Genomic DNA, 17,939 nt, shown 5'->3' with positions numbered 1-17,939 from the left:
AAGGCGTCAAAAAGCCAATAAAAACAACATCGTGAACAACAAATCTGGCAGGGAATAACACCAATTTCGGAGAAAATAAATTTATTCACAAGAATTCAGCATGAAGGACTAAATATTTCCTTAGCTAAAATTGATAACCAACCTGTAATAACAAACCGAATTCAACATCATCTTTGCCATCACCAATGACGAAACTGGCACCAAGGTTTGTACCGGGTTGTTCAATGCCATTTAGAAAATAATGATAACTACCGGCAAGACCCCATACAATTTCATTGTCATAATCTGGAAATCTGCGACTCGGTTCACGACTTTTTTCACTACCCACGGCACCAAGGTAGATGCCTATACCGTGTTTGTCAGCATAAAACGGGTCAACATCGAACAAATTTGTGCGGATCCAGCCAACGCCTAAGCCACAAGCTAATCCCCCCTCAGAGGAATGACCCAGACAGCCAATTGATGCATATTTCATATCATATTGCTTAGTAACATTGATGTTACCGCCAAGCCCACTATATAAAATCCCAAAACCAAGCCCATAACCAAAATCATCATAGGCGAAAAAACTGTCTTCTTTCGCCGTATCATCACCAGAATCTTGATTGTCGCCTGCAATTTCCTCTGCATTGCTGTTTAAAGGTTGATTCGCCGAAGCATCGGGCTCATTCACTTGCTCGGAATCTGTACCTGGTATAGGCTCTGCTGGTGTAGCTTCAACCACGTTGTTATTTGTTGTTTGCTGTTCCGTAGCTTGTTGTTGAGCAAAACATGGGGTAGCAACCACCAGCACGGACAGGAGGAGGATTAGCGATTTCAAGGCAAGTCCCTTCTATTAATGATAAATTATTGTTTTACCGCATTTATCTAAGTCTATAAGATAGTTTTCAGTTTGCCAGTTAATCACCAAACGGCATCGATTATGCAATCGATTTACTGGATTTTGCAGGGTCGATATCTGGCCAAAAACAGATGTAATAAAGACATAAAGGTTTGAGGTTCGCAACAGACTAAGGGCACGGCTACGTTATCGGATTGAATACGTTTTGTTAACTTAAGGTCAATGCTACAAATATGTACACAAAAAACCCTTGAATTCGTTGCAACGGTCACTTTTTTATAATAGAACATGTGCATAAAGAATTAAGCCGTATCTCCCAAAAGCGAATCACGATAACAATGAAGTACGCTGGTCTCCTATTCCTAATCATCGCCAATCTGGTATGCGCCCGCGCGTCTCTGGCTCAACAAGAACCTGAACAAACTCTGGTAAAACCCGGCACGTTTGATGTTCGCCTAACGGCCGGTTTCGGTGGGATCGAAAACCCGCTAAGGGAACGGGATCACATTTCCTCTCCTTTACTGCCGGAATTTAGCTACTATGGCGACAAATTTTTTGTTGAAAACCTTGTGCTTGGCTACAGTCTGCACGAGTCTGAAAACTGGCTAATTGATGCTTATGGTTATTTCAATAACGACGGTTATTTTTTCGCAAAAAATAACAGTGAAAAACTGATTTCTATTGCCGGAATCACACAAAATACCTGGCGAGCTAATAAGGTAGCCTTAAACCTCAAGGAAGTAGAGCGAGATTTAAGTTATATGGGTGGCATTAATATTACCCATATAACCCCGTGGTACCGCACTAATTTATCGTTAGCGAAAGACATCACATCCGTGCACCATGGTGAGGAAGTATCACTGACGTTTTCCAAACCCATACAATGGCATGCGTTTACAGCAACCGTGCAAACAGGTGCAACCTATAAATCGGCTAAGATTAATGAGTATTATTACGCCTTAACTCCCACAGAAAATATCATTTCTATTCGACAGCAATCGGTTGGCGCTACCATTTCACCTTGGTTAAATATGAGTTTACGCTATCATTTTACACCAACGTGGTCCGTTGGATTGTCCCTGAAAAAAACATGGTTGGACAGTAAAATGGAATCAAGTATTTTGGTCGAACAATCCAGTTACTATTCAGGCTTTGTAGGGGTTTCATACAGGTATTAAGATGACGTTGAAGCCACTTTCGATAAGATTCTGCAGTTTGATTGTCTGTTATCTGAGTATCTTTTGTACTCAGGCGCAGGAAGCGGTGACTGCCTCAGCAGATATTTCTGACATAAATATCCTGCCAGAGATTTGTGTGCGCAATCAACGCAGTGCCCAGTGCCAGTTTAAATTAGACGTAAACCTGCAATTAAAATCGAAAATGGACGTTTGCCTGGTGATAAAGGCGATGCGCATTCGACAATGTCTTACCGATGTCGACCATGCCATGTTTCAACGCACCTTAACCATTAGCGAGAACGTCAAAATAGATATTATCAATCGTCAAACCAATGACATTCTTTACACCTCAATTCTAAAACTTGCGGAGTTTAAACCGGTAGATTTGCGCCCGAGAAGAAATTTCGGCTGGATACTATAAAAATGCCTGTTAAAAACTACCATTTGTTATTGATTGAAGATGATATTCCTCTGGCAGAATTAGTCAGCGACTACCTAAACGATTATGAATTTGCTGTTACCTGTGTACACAGCGGTCAGGAAGCGATAGAGCAAGCCCAAAACGCCGCTTTTGATCTCATTCTTTGCGATATAATGCTCCCCGATATTGACGGATTTGAATTATTGCCCAATCTGGATATCGGTCCACAAGTTCCGGTTCTTTATTTAACGGCGATGACCGATAGCATGTCGCAAATCAAAGGGCTCAATGCCGGAGCAGCAGACTACATATTAAAACCCGTGGATCCAGAAGTCCTTCTTGCCAGAATACGGGCGAACATACGAATGATGGAAAGAAGGACCCAGGCGACATCGTTAACGCTTGGAAACTTATTTCTCGATAAAACCACCGCTCAGGCAACCTATTACGGAAAACGGTTAGACCTAACAGCTCAGGACTTCGAAATCATCTGGTATTTTGCCCAGCGTGGTGATGATATTGTCGACAGAGACAGTCTGTTTGAAGACATTATCGGACGGAGTTACGATGGCAAAGACCGAGCGGCCGATCTGCGTATCAGTCGCTTGCGAAAAAAACTAAGCACGGTAGGTCTGGAAGAATTAAGTATTGTCTCAATACGTAATAAAGGGTACGTTTTCAAATACTGGGCTCATCTGAATAATGCATAGTCACTTTATTCGCTTTTACCTGTTTATCCTGTTAGCTGTCTTTGCCCTGGTTTTTAGTTTCGGTCAACTGTACAGTCAGTTTTATGCGCCGCCAGTACAATACAATATCCCTGTGGAAAGCGTATTTTCAGCTCAAAAAAGTGACAACCCAGCAACGTTCCGCTACATCCATAAATCCAACATTCAGCTTTCTAGCGAATTGCGCTCGCAGTTAAAGAACCAACAAACCATCGCATATGCGGTCAATGAGCAGATGTATTATCTGCGTAATCACGATCAAAATCGCTATATTCAATGGGGTCCGGTAGACATCAGTCCTGAGTCGGTCGACGATAATTACCTGATTTTATTCTTTTACAGTGGTCTTGCTATCGTATTTTTATTACTGATGTGGCCAATGTTCCGGGACCTGTCATTTTTACAAAAGTGCGCCATTGAGTTTGGCGAAAACCCGCAAGCCCAACCCTTGACCATACGTAAAAAATCCACGGTTTATCCTCTGGCCCATGCGCTTTACACCATGAGCAGTCGCCTTGTTGAATTTGTCACATTACAGCGAGATATCGCAAAAATTATTGCCCATGAAGTTCGCACCCCACTGGCTCGGATGAAATTTGTTTTAAAGCGTGTTGAAGGAAAAATAGAGGACAAGCATCTCCAACGCATGCTTATGGATATTGCAGAGCTAGAAACGCTAGCCACCGACTATATGACCTTTAGTCGCTCGCAACAATTAGATCCGGATTACTTACAACCTCTCGGTCTACAAACGATACTTTGCAACCTGGAAAATAAATATCGCAACCTGGACACACCGGTTTATTTCCGCTTCCCTGAACCTACCATCGAAGTGTTTGCAAATCAGACGCAACTTGAACTGGCGCTATCAAACTTGCTCAATAACGCATTACGTTATGCACAAAACCAAGTACAGGTGAGTATTGACTGCGATGATAACGCTGTTATGTTTCATATTGACGACGACGGTCCTGGCTTTGACGCAGATAGACCTCGCACCAACAATCAGGGTACAACCACAGGCTTTGGTCTTGGCTTGTATATTGTTGAATCCATCGTAAAACGGCACAATGGCGAGTTAAGCAAATCTTCTTCGCCTATCGGCGGTGCTCGCGCATCGGTAACAATCCCCCGTAACATACGGTAAACATTCCTTCCTCAAAATTCAGTCCAAAGTGGATTGGCAGTGCTACTGGTGCCGCCATGTAATTATTGCTCACTCAGTGAGAATTTAAAGGCTTTTAGACAAGGCTTTGATTGCAGAGAATGGTCGTTCCATTGTCTCAAAATCGGTCAAAATCAGTAACGTCGGATAAACGCCTTTAATACTCACCCGTAGGGAGTTTATCTTAAGGCCCATTTACGACCCTATATTTCAATAATATAGATTGACTATATCAATGAAATCTATGTTGTAACTGAACCTCTGCCCTAACTCTGAGTTGTGCACAAACTTAATGTGATTGGTATAACCTCCATTTCAGGGGTTATCGCGGCATCTCATTAACCAAACACTAAAGCGCGTTAGACCCTGCGTTAAACGTCGTTTATGATTCAACAAAAAATAACCAAAGCATTACAAACTGTTAACAGAAGTTTTTGCTCAGCTCGGTAAACTAAAACCTAACGGCCAGATGCAGTGTCAGGTGCAGCGAATCTTAATAAATATCCACAAGTGAGCTGCTAAGCAGGTTTTGGTTAAATAAAATAATAAGCATTTCACGGAGTGATGATATGAAAGATCTAATTGTATTGACTGCGATTGCCTATCTTGTGCATCAACATATCGGCGATCACTTTCAACTGGTAAAGTATGACGCTAATGATGAAGTCATTGCCAAAGTTGATACGTTTGCCACCCTGGATGAATGTCGTCAGGAAGAGCTGCGTCAAAAACAAAATGCACAACTACTCGAGTTCCTGAGCAGCAGTTATTCCTGCGAAGAAATCCAGTGGTTTAGCAAAAAGTAAACTGTCCTGATAAATTGTGCACATCCATTGTGCCAGGGCAGGCTATGCTTGCACGGACAAACTTTCCCCTTTTTAAGGTTCCAGTCTAAGATTAACTAAGTTAAACATTAGATTACGGGCAAATGTTATTTGCCTTAAAAGGCTAAACTATGGGGAATCATCCAATAAAATTATCTTTGATAGTTTTGTTTGTACTCACATTAATATCAGGCTGCAGTTCGCAACCTGACGACTATTGTCCGTCACAATATCAAGCTGATGAATGTGCACAAGCACGGGCAAACGACAATACCACGATAAACAAACATTACGAACAAAGACGCTGGCGAAGCTCGAAAGAGCAAAAGAAAGAGCCATTAGAGCTTGGCATAGAAGCTGAGATCCCGATTCTCGACGGGCAAGTAAAAATTGTTGGTCCTACCATTGAAGATGGCGTTAATTCTCTGGCGATGAAAATCTGGATGATTGAAAATGCCAAATATACTGTCGATGCAACCTACTACATTTTTGATAACGACCTCGCCGGATACGCATTTTTAGGCGCTATGTGTAATGCCGTTAAACGTGGTGTCGATGTCCGCTTGATGGTGGACTCACTCGGTTCGGCAGACATGCGTCATGAAGAATTAAAAGGCCTGATTCGGTGTGGCGATGAAGCCGGATTTATTCGTGGACCGGATGGCAAGCTCACCAATAAACGTGCGCGGGTACAGGTAATGATTTTCAACGCTGTTTCGAAAATTTTTGTCAATATTAATCGCCGTTCGCACGATAAGTTATTAGTCATTGATGGCAATTCACCTCAAGATGCCTACGTTATGACCGGTGGCCGAAATATCTCGTTGCATTACTATGGCATCGACGAAAACGGCGAAAAAAATAAGGATACGTTTCAAGATTTAGAAATAGTGATTAAAAACCCTGAAGGGTCAATGGAACAACTATTAAAAACTCATAAGCGAGGAAAACACGGGTTCCCACTGACCATATCAAAAATATCAGAGCTTTATCTGACCTTACTTTACAGTCATTCTGGCAACAAATACCTTACCGCCTGGTTGCCCTATTCAGGGCAACAGAAAAAACTTCAGGAATCGTTAGACGAAATCAAACAAGGCCCATTATTTTCCAAATCTTATGCAAATATTGAACAGGAATTACAACAAGGTTACAACCCATCGAAACTTAGGTTGGCTCATGAAATGGCCAATATTGTCAGCTGGGAAGTCTTTGAAAAATATTCCGATGTACAGGGTCGAAACCCAAATTCAATCGTCGAAATACTTCAGGAATTAAGTAGCGAAAAATACAACGTTAAACATATTCGCTTAGTGTCACCCTACATTTTTCTGGCCAATGAGGAACCGGAAGAAAAGGATGGACGTTATGAGGAATTGGAAGGCATGCGACAATGGTTGGCAGATGATCCGGAACGTACCATTGAAATCATCACCAACTCGGTCATGTCTTCGGATAATTTCATGACCCAATCCATTATCGATATGGAAATGGTACCACGCATGTTAAGTGATGATCCTACATTTATCGATACATGGCAGGACGATTTAGAGGTCAGTGAAGAAAATCCAGAATTTATTGCCTCGAAAGACTTTCAAGACGCTATCAGTAACCCACGCATTAAAGTGTATCAACTTGGCAAACTTGATTCGGACTTGATCGGCGGGGATGAAACCTACGGTAAGCTTCATGCAAAATACATTGTCACCAATAATGTTTCTTTCGTCGGCACCACAAACCTCGATTACCGCTCCCGTTTTATTAATAATGAAATGGGATACTTCATGCTCGGCGCCGGCGTTAATGATGAACTCAATCAAATATTCGATAATTTGAAAAAGCGCTGTTATTTATGGGGTGAGCCTGACTGGCTGGAAATGCGCAAAAAAATGCGAGACCAGGAAGGCATGGAAGGGTTTTCCGCCAGAAGTCAACGCAGCGTCTATAGCAAGCTCATTTTCACTGGCATAAAATGGCAATTATAAATACATTCTGATGAGCAGACAGTGAGAACTGTCTGCTCATCTACTACCAGCTTCGACTTCCACCTTCCATCCTTGAGCTTGTACTAGTGGATCACCTGCCGGCTAAAATGCAAATGCTTACTTTCTTTCATTAACTGATAAAAATTTTGCTTATCAATTTTAATCAGGGTTTGATGATCACCCCCTTCAATATAGACATGCTCGAGCTCATCAAGGTCCTCTTCACAAACCGTATGCAGATTATAAGCCTGGCCTACGGCAGGTATCGCGCCATGCTCACAATCATCGAACATTGAATACACTTCCTGCTCTCTGGCAAGCCGATAGCTTGCCAAAAGCTCATCATTTAACGCCGATAAACTGATTTTATTGCTCGCCGGTAGCACCGCCAACAATCGTCGGCCCTCATGATCTTTCAACACTACCGCTTTGGCAATGTGTTGCAAGGGGACGCGAGCTGAAATTGCAGTGGAAACAGAGCTACTGCTGTGCGGGTGAACAACACATTGAAATGGCACATTGCGATCATGTAAAAAGGATTCAAGTGTGGTAGAAATTGTCATAATAACTTACCTCCTGACAAACACTTAGTATCAAAGAAACGTCTGATATTTAAAGCCGATGGCGTCCTTGATTTATGGCAAATGCGGTTACTTAGAAAAGCAATAAAGGCAGCGAAGCCATGCTAAAACAGAGCAAACACTAAGTGGATTCTGCTTTAAATTATAGTTCAATTGGATTACAAGAACGCAATTTAAATGATCCAGATCAAAGGGTATTGATATTGTCAGAAACCGACATCCGATATCGCATATGCTTCTGATATAAGAGTTTCGTGTAGCCAATCAACAACCATCAATATTTTATCGCTACACTTATATGGAAAGAATTGATTAATACCGTACCAACGGACTCTACAACTCAGGGGAACCGAGCATGGGCAGAGAAATATTTACCAGGGAAGAAGAGCAAAACGTCGTCCTGTTTAAACAACGCCTCGAAGAACAACTGGTTGAGCTAAAAAGCGTATTAAATCGTCCTGAATTTGGCGAAGGACCATTGAGTATTGGAGCTGAATTGGAAACCAATATCATCAATAAGAATGGTCAGGCAAGCCATTGTAATCAATGGCTAATCGAACAATGTAACGACCCACGCCAAACCCTGGAATTGAATCGCTATAACCTTGAATTCAATTTAACTCCACAACCAACTCTGGGAACCCCTTTTACTCATCTTGCAACCGAAATGAAAGACGTGATTGCTGCGACCAATCACGTTGCCAAACAAAAACAGAGCGAGCTGATTAGCATAGGAATTTTGCCCACATTATCCCCTCAGGATTTAAATGATGATGTATTGTCTGACATGCAACGCTATAAGCTTTTTTCATCCTTATTATTAAAAGACAGAGGCGAGCCTTTTCAATTAAATATTGATGGTAAAGAGCCATTAAAACTCACCACAAATTCGATAGCCTATGAAGGTGCCGGCACGTCATTTCAACTGCATATTCGGGTCCCCACCAAAACCTTTGCCAATATCTATAATGCGGTACAACTAATCACCGCCCCGGTTCTTGCGTATTGCTGTAATTCTCCATCTTTGCTTGGTCATGAACTTTGGGACGAGACTCGTATTGCATTGTTTAAGCAATCTATCGATACACGAAGCGATCATAAAGAGTGGCGGCATCCGCCAAGGGTTGTTTATGGCCAAGAGTGGAATCGTCATGGGGTTTGGGAACTATTTGCTGGCAACTCACGCTTATATGAACCGATTTTTGCAGAAATTTACCCTCAACAAGCCCCCTCCAATAACCAATTACCCAAACTCGAAGAGTTACAGTTGCACCAGGGCACGGTTTGGAGCTGGAATCGAGGTATTTATGATCATCATGAAAATGGCCATCTCAGGGTTGAATTAAGAACGCTGCCGGCCGGACCAACGATATCGGACATGGTCGCCAATGCAGCTGTAATGACAGGCCTTGCCTATGGCCTGGCAGAGGATATTGAATCCTGGCTGGTAAAGCTTCCGTTTAAGTATGCCGAATATAATTTCTATCGAGCCGCTAAGCATGGCGTCAATGCCAAATTGATTTGGCCAAAAGCTGACGGTTTTGGGTTGCGCGAACACACTCCCGATGAAATATTACAGCAATTGTGGCCGTTGGCTCACCAGGGATTACGCAAAATTGGTGTAGTAGACAGGGAAGCAAACCACTGGTTAAGTATATTTAAAAACCGTTGGCAAGCTCAAACATCAGGCGCTTTGTGGCAACGTCAACAGTTAAGCGCACTCAGTAAAACCTGCTCAAAAGCACAGGCCATGACAACAATGTTAGAGCGATATCTAGGCTATCAGCGCCAGGACCTACCCGTAAGTGAATGGCAAATAGGTGAGTAATAATGGATAAGTCCGATGTCATTAATACCGCAGAGACCGCAGAAAAATATGGATTTGCTCTGTATGAACCGCATCAACTTTGTGCCCAGGATAGCCTGGAAACATTTATCAAGCAGTTCAATCACCAACCCTTTATCGTGGTATTTCGATCGAGAAAGAGCGACACAACTCCACAACTATTTACGACCTTGCTGCATGGCAATGAAACTTCGGGTGTCGAAGCGTTACGCAGACTTTTGGTCAAACCTCCGACGCCATTACATGACACCTATATCCTTGTGGCATCGGTCAAAGCCGCGGCCACTGAACCTTTGTTTTATCATCGGATGCTTCCAGGTACACAAGATCTTAACCGCTGCTTTTCGCCCAGGCTACTAGAGAAAATTGAACAATCAATACAATCGCAGCCGCAGGTGCCAGATCCACAAAATAATGCCTCAGCAATTACTCAATATTCGGACCCTCAAACTCTGGCATATCGAATCTGGCGATTTACCATAGAACTTAACCCGCGTTGGTTGATAGATCTTCATAATACCTCAGGGCTTAGCCCCGCGTTTACGGTTATCCGCCACGTAAGTGATGAACATATACTACTGTGCAAACAATTCAGTCCCTATATCGTTCGCTCAAACATTAATGTCGGTGCCCTATTTGAGCTAAACGTTGAATTCCCCTGTGTCACCATTGAGTGTGGCGGTACCGGCGATGAACTGGCAGTCCAAACCGCATATACTGGCATACATAGATTGATGCTGGCTCCTTTAGCGGAGCTACAAGAGGATAGTGAACCAGCATTGATGCTTGACGATCCTATCCGGCTGGAAATCGACAGCAGCAAAGACATTCGATTAGGTTATGGTACCTGCCAGAACGATGATTATGATATTACCCTTCTGGCAGATATTGACCGATTTAACTTTGCCAATTGGCAGGCTGGGCAAACACTGGGTTGGGCGTCAGAGAAAGGCTTTCAAGCTTTGATGGCCAAAGATGAGCAGGGTCAGGAAAGGCTCGATGATCTATTTCAGCGACAAGGTAATGAATTACAGTGCAAAGCCAACCTGCATCTGTTTATGATCACCAACCGCGCTGATATCGCCTTATCCGACTGCCTGCTCTATGCGGTATTACTGTCTTGAAGGACAATCCATACAAAATTTAGCCAGCTTTTTGCATCCAGGCACTGCACCAACCATTATTATTGACCAGTTTATTTGGGAATAATGCACAGGGTTTCCAATCAGGATCATCTCCGGCCTGGATATGCGCACAGTTGCTGCAATTTTTTCCGTCGACCTCAGACTTATGGACATATTTTAACGCCTTAGCAGTCGGGTCTTCGGTATCCAATTTCTCTGCGGCGTAACTTTTCAACGAGATCCCGCCTAATGTGACACCAATCATTGACGCAGAAGATAGTTTTAAAAATGAACGACGATTAAACTTCGACATAACATTGCCCTCTTAGATGAATAGAGATGACGTTTAAAGCATAACAAGCCCTAAGGCATTTCACGTCTATCATCCCTAAGCCTAGATGAAATACGTCTAATTAAACAAAAATCCATCAAATATCTGGGTAAACCTAAACCCAAAGCGTCAGGTTCTGACTAATAGCAATCACATTAAGTTTGTGCACAACTCAGAGTTAGGGCCGAGGTTCAGTTACAACATAGATTTCATTGATATAGTCATTCTATATTAATGAAATCTAGGGCCGTAAATGGGCCTTAAGGTAAACTCCCTACGGGTGAGTTTTAAAGGCGTTTATCCTGAGTTACTGATTTTGGCTGATTTTGAGATAATGGAATAACCATTCTCTGCAATCAAAGCCTTGTCTAAAAGTCTTTAAATTCTCACTGACTGAGCAATAATTTAATGGGATTGGTATAAACTTAAACCATCAGTAATCGAATTTTGTGGTGATTTATGTTGTCTGTTATGCAACAACACGTTGTGCTTTGTGATACAAAAGGTCGACCGACCGGCTTAAAAGAGAAGCTTGCTGCCCATATCGATGGCGATCTACATCTGGCTTTTTCCGTCATGATATTTCGGCACACTGATGACGGTGTAGAATTCTTTCTGCAAAGGCGTGCCCTCGACAAATATCACAGTGGCGGATTGTGGACCAATACCGTATGCTCGCACCCCCGACAAAACGAAGCTATCTCCGCAGCTGCATTACGACGCATAGGCGAGGAACTTGGTACATTTTCCCCACTTCGATTTAAAGCCATAGGCCATATTGTTTACAAGGCGCGCCTCGACAATGGACTAACCGAGCATGAATATGATCATATCCTGGTATGTGAATGCCCCGTGATGGAGGTAACACCAAATCCTGAAGAAGTGATGGACTGTCGGTGGTGGAATGAAACCGAAATCGAACAGGCAGTAGCACAATCCAATATTACATTTACGGCCTGGTTTGAAAAAGTGTTTACCAAGACTCGCTCATCTCTTACTGAACTTGCTACTTAACCACTCAGCCTTTTTTCCGTTTTTGCATCCTGAGACGCTTGAGCGCGAATAAAATCAATGGAGTATTGATTAAAAGCAACAGCCTGATCTACATTGCAAACATGACCGCTATCGGGTATTTCCTGCAATTGCGCACTGGGCTGATGAGCGACAGACTCGCGCACCGGGCCAATAAACATATGATCCTCTTCCCCCATCAAGTAAAGCAATGGCGTTTTGGTTCTATTTTCTTTGTAAAATTTCATTAGGGGATTCACGTCGCCAGCAAGCTTAAACCAACGCTTAAACTCTTTTTGACACAGTTTTTTGGCATCACGAATAAACATGTTTCGAGACAGACTCTGTGATTTTTTGGGCATAAGCACAAAAGCGAATAGCCGATACAACCACATGTATGGCATCACATGTTTGAACATATCTCCGAGTTTCACCAAAAATGCCGAGCGGAAGTTAAACTGGGTAACCGCGCCTCCCAGCACCATGGATTTCACCCGCTCTGGCGCCAACTCTTCAATATTGCGTATTAAAATGGTGCCCAGAGAAATTCCAACAAAATGAGCACGACTAATGGCAAGGTGATCGAGCACATGGAGAATATCCTGACTTACGTCTTTGAAGGTATAACGCGACGACAATAGTGCTTTATTTTTCATTGGCGCGGATTCACCGTGCCCGCGCAAATCCAGCAGCAAGACATTAAAATATTTTTTAAACGCCTTTATTTGCCGAAACCAAATCGTCGAACTGCCTCCAGCACCGTGGACAAAGACCACCCATTCATTACTGGAAGGATGGGTATAGGTTTTATGGAATAATAATTCAGATGTCATCAAATACTTCTACGATGAAAAACGGGATAACGGATCAAGACACCTTACTTTATAACGTTTGTCGTGCAGGCGTACATGAATAGCCATACAGGCATGTCAATTCTAAGGCACAATGTAATCAATTAAAAATCAAGAAGCAACCGATCAATCTATCTGTGTTGTTCTATACTTTACGAGACTAAATTTATATTGAACCGCTTAGAGGTATGTATGTCAGAATCTCACAACTGGTCGTTGAAAATGCACAACATTGAGAGCTGCAGTTGCAATCACGGATGCGGTTGTCAATTCGCGGGCTTCCCTACCAGTGAAAACGGGGGATGTCAGGCCATCATCGGTTATGAAGTCATAGAAGGTCATCTGAACGATTTAGATCTTGCCGGACTGAAAATGGTGCTAGTTGCATCCTGGCCCAAGGCCATGCACGAAGGCAATGGTGACGGTGCTTTATTTATTGATAAATCAGCCAGTGCTGAACAGGTGGCGGCTCTTGCTACCATAATGTCAGGACAACATGGTGGCATGCCCGTTGAAGCGATTGCTTCGTTATTTAGTGCGTTTGATGGCCCTATCATGGCCGACATTGATATCAGGGTGAATGAATTTAATTCCTATGTAAGTATCGATGGCATACTTGAAACCGAACAAACGCCGCATGTAAATCCAGTCACAGGTGCAGAAAACCTCGTCCACATTACCTACCCAAGCGGTGGTTTCTTGTGGAATGATGGGAAAGTGGGTCGCACCAAGGTATTGAATGTAAACCATGGCGAAATTGCCTTTGATTTTTCAGATACATTTGCCGCAAATGCCGTAGTCGATTGGCCTACCACATAATTGTTAAAAACGTGAACATGGGCAAAACCGGCAACCGTAATAGGTATTGGGCACCTTACTTCGAACAGAGCAAATTCCAGCAGTAATGTACATAGGTGCCTTTAATTGAAATTGAAACTGAATCTCAACCGGAATCTAAGCTTGACCTAATACAACGTGATACACCATATGCAAATAAAAATAACGCCCAGGCAACATGCATAACCTGGCATAGGACAGTTAACTTTGGCACTAAATATTCATCGATTGCTGATCATCACTACCCTACTGTTTGTGATCTACTTAAGTTGGCATTACATGTTGTTTGGTATGACCATGAATATGGATCCGGTTGCTACCTGGCAAGGCAGTGATATTTTTCTGTTGTTTGTTATGTGGGCGATCATGATGGCAGGAATGATGTTACCTTCTGCTGCTCCTGTCATTTTGCTTATCGATAAAATCAATCAAAAGCGCCTTATAAATCGTCAATCTTATACACCCACCTTGTTTTTCATCTGCGGTTATTTACTTGCCTGGTCTAGCTATTCGATACTGGTTACGTTATTGCAATGGTGGTTTCATCACTTAGCTCTGCTCACCCCGATGATGGACAGTGCCAACCATTTCTTTAGTGCTGCAATACTTATCATTGCCGGAATCTATCAGTTCACCCCTTGGAAGCAACAATGTTTGCGTTTTTGTCGCTCGCCGTTAGCTGTTATCAGTAAGGGCTGGCAGCCAGGCATCACTGGAGGCTTAAAACTGGGCTTTACCCATGGTAGCTATTGCGTTGGTTGTTGCTGGTTTCTAATGGCAATATTATTTGTTACCGGCGTGATGAACCTACAGTGGATTTTGATTTTGACGTTACTGGTTTTAATAGAAAAAATTGCTCCAAAAGGTATTCAATTCAGTAAACTAATTGGAGCGGTACTTATTGTCTACGGGCTTAGCTATTTAATTTAAACACTGCCCTCTCCTAATTTCAGCCCCTTAAAACTGACGTGTGGTAAACATGCTTTCCAATTTTTTCAGCGGCCGCACAAGTTGCCAGGTCATACTCGCATATAATTTCTCAAACCGATGACGAAAGTGCACTTCACTTGCCTGCACTTGCATAAGGTGCTCTTTTAAAACTGGATGCATGCTGGATTGAAACACCTGATACTGTTCAAACAAACGTTCAACCTCCGACATATTATCCGCTTTGATCGCCCGATAGAGATCAACCGCCATTATCGGCAAGATCCCATTCACACTGGAGGTATCTATTACTTGTCGCTTCAATTTTTTATCGATAAAGCTAGATTCTTGCTGTGACGCATGATCCACGTCCAGTATCTCGACCAAAGGCCTGGTCGCTTTTTCAGGATTATCGAGTAGCGCTTCAAAATCGATAATCACCCGGCGACTCTGAGTTGAATATAAATAACTAAAAAAGTTGTAATTAAGCCATAGCATCAAGCTTTTATCTTCACTAAAACCATCACGTTTATGCAAGGATGCAGCAACCTCTAACGGGTGTCGAATCATCAGCACGTAGACAGGTGTGATCGATGCCGCCTTAAAAACACTGTGCCAAAAAGGCAATAATATAGAAACCCGGGGATCTTTCATTCCCCACAATGTGGCTGTACCATACTCACTTTTAAGAAACGATAAACACTGTTTCTTAAAGGATTCCGATAATGATTCAGGTAAAGATGGAGGCAGTAAGGGGTAGTCCCAGCTCAAATGAAGTCTATCTAGAAGCTGTTCATTTAGCTCCAATAATCTCGCATTTTCATAAAAGCCTTTATCATTAACCCCTTTTTGCGGTTTCAATAGGGTCTTGCCCATAAAGACTCCTAGCCTAGACAGCTCCCCGGACAGAGCAGATGTACCGCTGCGGTGCATGCCGATCACAATAACTCCCAGATCATGCTTGCTCGGATGATTGATTAATTCCATTTGAGTCATATCGTTAGCTCAATTTATCTATAGCGTTGATTAAAAACCTTTAACGAGAGTGACTGCTAACGGGTTAGCAGTCTTCTGCTTTGCTGGCCAAGTTTCAATAAGGCATCGGGTAATATCTTCAATAGCCGCCCCATCCACCGGTATTTAGCAGATGGTACCCATTTATCCGCTTGAATAAACGTATCACCAGCCAAGTTATACAAACCGCTATAAACAAAGGATTTGCCATAACGAATACTGCTGGCAAACTTAATTTTGTTCCAGGGTATGTTTTTTTGCAGCTTTAATTCATCAAGGTATTGTTGAATTTTTTCAAGACAAATCAGCTCAGCCTTGTACATTGCAAAGTCATTCTGAGAAAAATTTGTCCCATGGAATACATGGGTTGCCAAATGTTCGGGCACAAAATCAAACTCACTAAAAAGCGAAATTTTTAGCCATAAGTGCCAGTCATCAACCCCCATCAATGCTTTATCATCATCAAAACCACCAACATAATCGAACAAAGACTTACGGATCACGCTGGTACAACAGGTGAGCATATTTAATCGCACCAGGTGCTCAAAGACATCACCGCGATGCTTATTTTCAAATGAAGGGGTATGCACACTCTGTCGTTCGGTATATTCGCTAAGCGCTCCGCAATACACTAGCCCGACTTTTGGGTTTTCAAACAGCGGCACTTGCTGACTTAATTTTTGCGGGTGCCAAAGGTCATCCTGATCGCAAAACGCAATGAAATCGCCATGAGCTTTGGAAACGGCAAAGTTTCTTGCTGCACCAACGCCAGCGTTTTCCTGATGAAACACCCTGATCCTAGGATCTTGTTTTCCAATTGCCTCCAACAAGGTCGCCGAACCATCACTAGAGCCATCATTTACCAGAATAAGCTCAATATTTTCATAATGCTGCTCAACAATTGATGCAATGGTTTTTGGTAAATACCTTTCCCCGTTATACACAGGTATGATGATTGAAACTAAAGGCTGTGTTTGCTTATTATTCATCGTGAAATCCACAGTTATCCATCTTAACGGAACAAGAGCATGTTAAAAATTCAACAGACGGGTAATGATGCCGTCATGGTTGGGAATGTGGCACGTTGAGTAACGCATTATGATAGGTTCTGATTTTCAGAACCTGTGTAGAATCATTCCCTAGAGGCAAACAACGCCTTTTTAATCATTAGTTCTCTCCAGTCAATGAGTATGGTTCAGGATTACATATTTTTCGAAAAAAATTATTTTGAGCGCCACAGGCCAACAATTTCTAAACCTCTTAGCAGAAAAACCTTTATAATGTCGTCTTATCCTTTGCAGTTTTGATTAGGCGAAAACATGTACACTCAGGAAGAATATGAAAACAACCCACTCCACGGAACCAGTCTGGAGCAGGTGTTAACCCAAATGGTAGATCACTACGGGTGGGAGATCCTTGCCGCTTATCTGAACTTAAATTGCTTTAAACAAAACCCCAGCATCAAAGCCAGTTTAAAATTTTTGAAGAAAACCGAATGGGCCCAACATAAAGTAGAAAGCTTTTACTTGTATCAATTTAAGAACCTGCCCCGAGCAGATGATGCTATGTTTGAATTACCACCACGAGATCGCATCGTCCCTTTGCATCAAAAGCCTAAAGAGCCGCAAGAGCTTAGCCTTGAAGACGCCGAGCGCTTACGATTAAAAAGAGAAAAAGCCGCGCGAAATAAAGATAGCCGACACCATGGCGATGACCGAAGTCGCTCTCGCCAGAGCAAAACCTCGCATAGTCCATACGAAAAGACTGCTCAAAAAAGCGAGACTAGCAATGACCCATATGCCAATTTCAAAAGCAAAGGCTAGGGTAATTTAATCGGGTAGCTTCTCTAACTCGAGAGCTACCATTCTCGGCAATCAAGGCCTTGCCTAAAAGCCTTTAAATTTTCACTGACAGGGAAAACACTTAGTGGAATTTGTATAATTCAAAGGCTTTCACCATTGCTGTTCCTGAACCAATTTAAAATGTGTTAAATCTGGTGGTCAATAATCCTATCATCACTAATACCCGAGCATTCTTAGCGCCCCCCATCATTGCCTGTACAGTTTTACGACCGGTCCGACCTTGAACAAGGTTAATCGTACGGCTTCTATGGATTACCCACGGCACCCTAATGGTATGTAGAGCTGTTCGTTCAGAAACACAGTCCTAATACCAATTACATTAAATTATTGCTCACTCAGTGAGAATTTAAAGGCTTTTAGAGAAGGCTTTGATTGCAGAGAATGGTTATTCCATTGTCAAAATCAGTGACGCA

General features: G+C 42.5%; 18 protein-coding genes. 12 read left to right on the top strand and 6 right to left on the bottom strand.

Annotated features, from left to right (window positions below; all coding sequences use genetic code 11):
* Positions 1–124: 124 nt before the first annotated feature.
* Positions 125–820, bottom strand: a complete 696-nt coding sequence (locus tag ACHUFQ_RS11970) for a hypothetical protein (protein ID WP_394175854.1) — start codon at positions 818–820, stop codon at positions 125–127.
* A 359-nt stretch (positions 821–1,179) separates the two neighbouring features.
* On the opposite strand from ACHUFQ_RS11970, the gene ACHUFQ_RS11965 reads away from it, so the two are divergent.
* The 6 genes from ACHUFQ_RS11965 (at position 1,180) to ACHUFQ_RS11940 (ending at position 7,142) form a co-directional block, all read left to right on the top strand.
* Positions 1,180–2,019, top strand: coding sequence for a MipA/OmpV family protein (locus ACHUFQ_RS11965; protein ID WP_394175853.1), 840 nt, complete (start codon positions 1,180–1,182; stop codon positions 2,017–2,019).
* Position 2,020: 1 nt separating this feature from the next.
* Complete coding sequence (locus ACHUFQ_RS11960; RefSeq protein WP_394175851.1) at positions 2,021–2,440, top strand: DUF3019 domain-containing protein; 420 nt, start codon at positions 2,021–2,023, stop codon at positions 2,438–2,440.
* A 2-nt stretch (positions 2,441–2,442) separates the two neighbouring features.
* The gene (locus ACHUFQ_RS11955) at positions 2,443–3,150 is read left to right on the top strand and encodes a response regulator transcription factor (protein ID WP_394175849.1); all 708 of its coding nucleotides are present in this window, start codon (positions 2,443–2,445) and stop codon (positions 3,148–3,150) included.
* Entirely contained in the window at positions 3,143–4,315 is a 1,173-nt protein-coding gene (locus tag ACHUFQ_RS11950; protein WP_394175847.1) for a sensor histidine kinase, read from the top strand. Before ACHUFQ_RS11955 ends, ACHUFQ_RS11950 begins: the two co-directional genes overlap by 8 nt.
* 587 nt (positions 4,316–4,902) lie before the next feature.
* The gene (locus ACHUFQ_RS11945) at positions 4,903–5,139 is read left to right on the top strand and encodes a hypothetical protein (RefSeq protein WP_394175845.1); all 237 of its coding nucleotides are present in this window, start codon (positions 4,903–4,905) and stop codon (positions 5,137–5,139) included.
* Positions 5,140–5,288: 149 nt separating this feature from the next.
* Positions 5,289–7,142: a phospholipase D-like domain-containing protein gene (locus tag ACHUFQ_RS11940; protein WP_394175844.1), complete on the top strand. Its 1,854-nt coding sequence runs from the start codon at positions 5,289–5,291 to the stop codon at positions 7,140–7,142.
* Positions 7,143–7,225: 83 nt separating this feature from the next.
* Here the strand turns inward: ACHUFQ_RS11940 and ACHUFQ_RS11935 are convergent, their stop codons facing one another.
* Positions 7,226–7,705, bottom strand: coding sequence for an aminoacyl-tRNA deacylase (locus ACHUFQ_RS11935; protein ID WP_394175843.1), 480 nt, complete (start codon positions 7,703–7,705; stop codon positions 7,226–7,228).
* 373 nt (positions 7,706–8,078) lie between these two features.
* Between ACHUFQ_RS11935 and ACHUFQ_RS11930 the strand changes: the two genes are divergently transcribed.
* Together ACHUFQ_RS11930 and ACHUFQ_RS11925 are read left to right on the top strand one after the other, a co-directional pair.
* Positions 8,079–9,551: a glutamate--cysteine ligase gene (locus tag ACHUFQ_RS11930; protein WP_394175842.1), complete on the top strand. Its 1,473-nt coding sequence runs from the start codon at positions 8,079–8,081 to the stop codon at positions 9,549–9,551.
* Positions 9,552–9,553: 2 nt separating this feature from the next.
* Entirely contained in the window at positions 9,554–10,693 is a 1,140-nt protein-coding gene (locus ACHUFQ_RS11925) for a M14 family metallopeptidase (RefSeq protein ID WP_394175840.1), read from the top strand.
* Between the two features lie 19 nt (positions 10,694–10,712).
* Here the strand turns inward: ACHUFQ_RS11925 and ACHUFQ_RS11920 are convergent, their stop codons facing one another.
* Positions 10,713–11,006: a high-potential iron-sulfur protein gene (locus ACHUFQ_RS11920; RefSeq protein WP_394175838.1), complete on the bottom strand. Its 294-nt coding sequence runs from the start codon at positions 11,004–11,006 to the stop codon at positions 10,713–10,715.
* 489 nt (positions 11,007–11,495) lie between these two features.
* On the opposite strand from ACHUFQ_RS11920, the gene idi reads away from it, so the two are divergent.
* Positions 11,496–12,038: an isopentenyl-diphosphate Delta-isomerase gene (idi, locus tag ACHUFQ_RS11915; protein ID WP_394175837.1), complete on the top strand. Its 543-nt coding sequence runs from the start codon at positions 11,496–11,498 to the stop codon at positions 12,036–12,038.
* On the opposite strand, the gene ACHUFQ_RS11910 is transcribed toward idi, so the two are convergent.
* A complete protein-coding gene (locus ACHUFQ_RS11910; protein WP_394175835.1) occupies positions 12,035–12,868 on the bottom strand; it encodes an alpha/beta fold hydrolase in 834 nt (277 codons plus the stop codon). The genes idi and ACHUFQ_RS11910 overlap by 4 nt on opposite strands.
* 210 nt (positions 12,869–13,078) lie before the next feature.
* Here ACHUFQ_RS11910 and ACHUFQ_RS11905 point away from each other — a divergent pair, with 210 nt between their 5' ends.
* Together ACHUFQ_RS11905 and ACHUFQ_RS11900 are read left to right on the top strand one after the other, a co-directional pair.
* Positions 13,079–13,705, top strand: a complete 627-nt coding sequence (locus ACHUFQ_RS11905; RefSeq protein WP_394175834.1) for a DUF1326 domain-containing protein — start codon at positions 13,079–13,081, stop codon at positions 13,703–13,705.
* A gap of 225 nt (positions 13,706–13,930) precedes the next feature.
* Complete coding sequence (locus ACHUFQ_RS11900; protein ID WP_394175832.1) at positions 13,931–14,653, top strand: DUF2182 domain-containing protein; 723 nt, start codon at positions 13,931–13,933, stop codon at positions 14,651–14,653.
* A 27-nt stretch (positions 14,654–14,680) separates the two neighbouring features.
* Here the strand turns inward: ACHUFQ_RS11900 and ACHUFQ_RS11895 are convergent, their stop codons facing one another.
* A complete protein-coding gene (locus ACHUFQ_RS11895) occupies positions 14,681–15,646 on the bottom strand; it encodes a sulfotransferase family protein (protein WP_394175830.1) in 966 nt (321 codons plus the stop codon).
* Positions 15,647–15,702: 56 nt separating this feature from the next.
* Positions 15,703–16,653, bottom strand: a complete 951-nt coding sequence (locus ACHUFQ_RS11890; protein WP_394175828.1) for a glycosyltransferase family 2 protein — start codon at positions 16,651–16,653, stop codon at positions 15,703–15,705.
* A 330-nt stretch (positions 16,654–16,983) separates the two neighbouring features.
* On the opposite strand from ACHUFQ_RS11890, the gene ACHUFQ_RS11885 reads away from it, so the two are divergent.
* The gene (locus tag ACHUFQ_RS11885; RefSeq protein ID WP_394175826.1) at positions 16,984–17,487 is read left to right on the top strand and encodes a VF530 family protein; all 504 of its coding nucleotides are present in this window, start codon (positions 16,984–16,986) and stop codon (positions 17,485–17,487) included.
* Positions 17,488–17,939: the final 452 nt, after the last annotated feature.

Source organism: Thalassotalea litorea (assembly GCF_043642205.1).
Lineage (GTDB): Bacteria > Pseudomonadota > Gammaproteobacteria > Enterobacterales > Alteromonadaceae > Thalassotalea_A > Thalassotalea_A litorea.
Note: the sequence above shows the minus strand (reverse complement) of the source record. Positions and strands in the feature narration are given on the sequence as shown.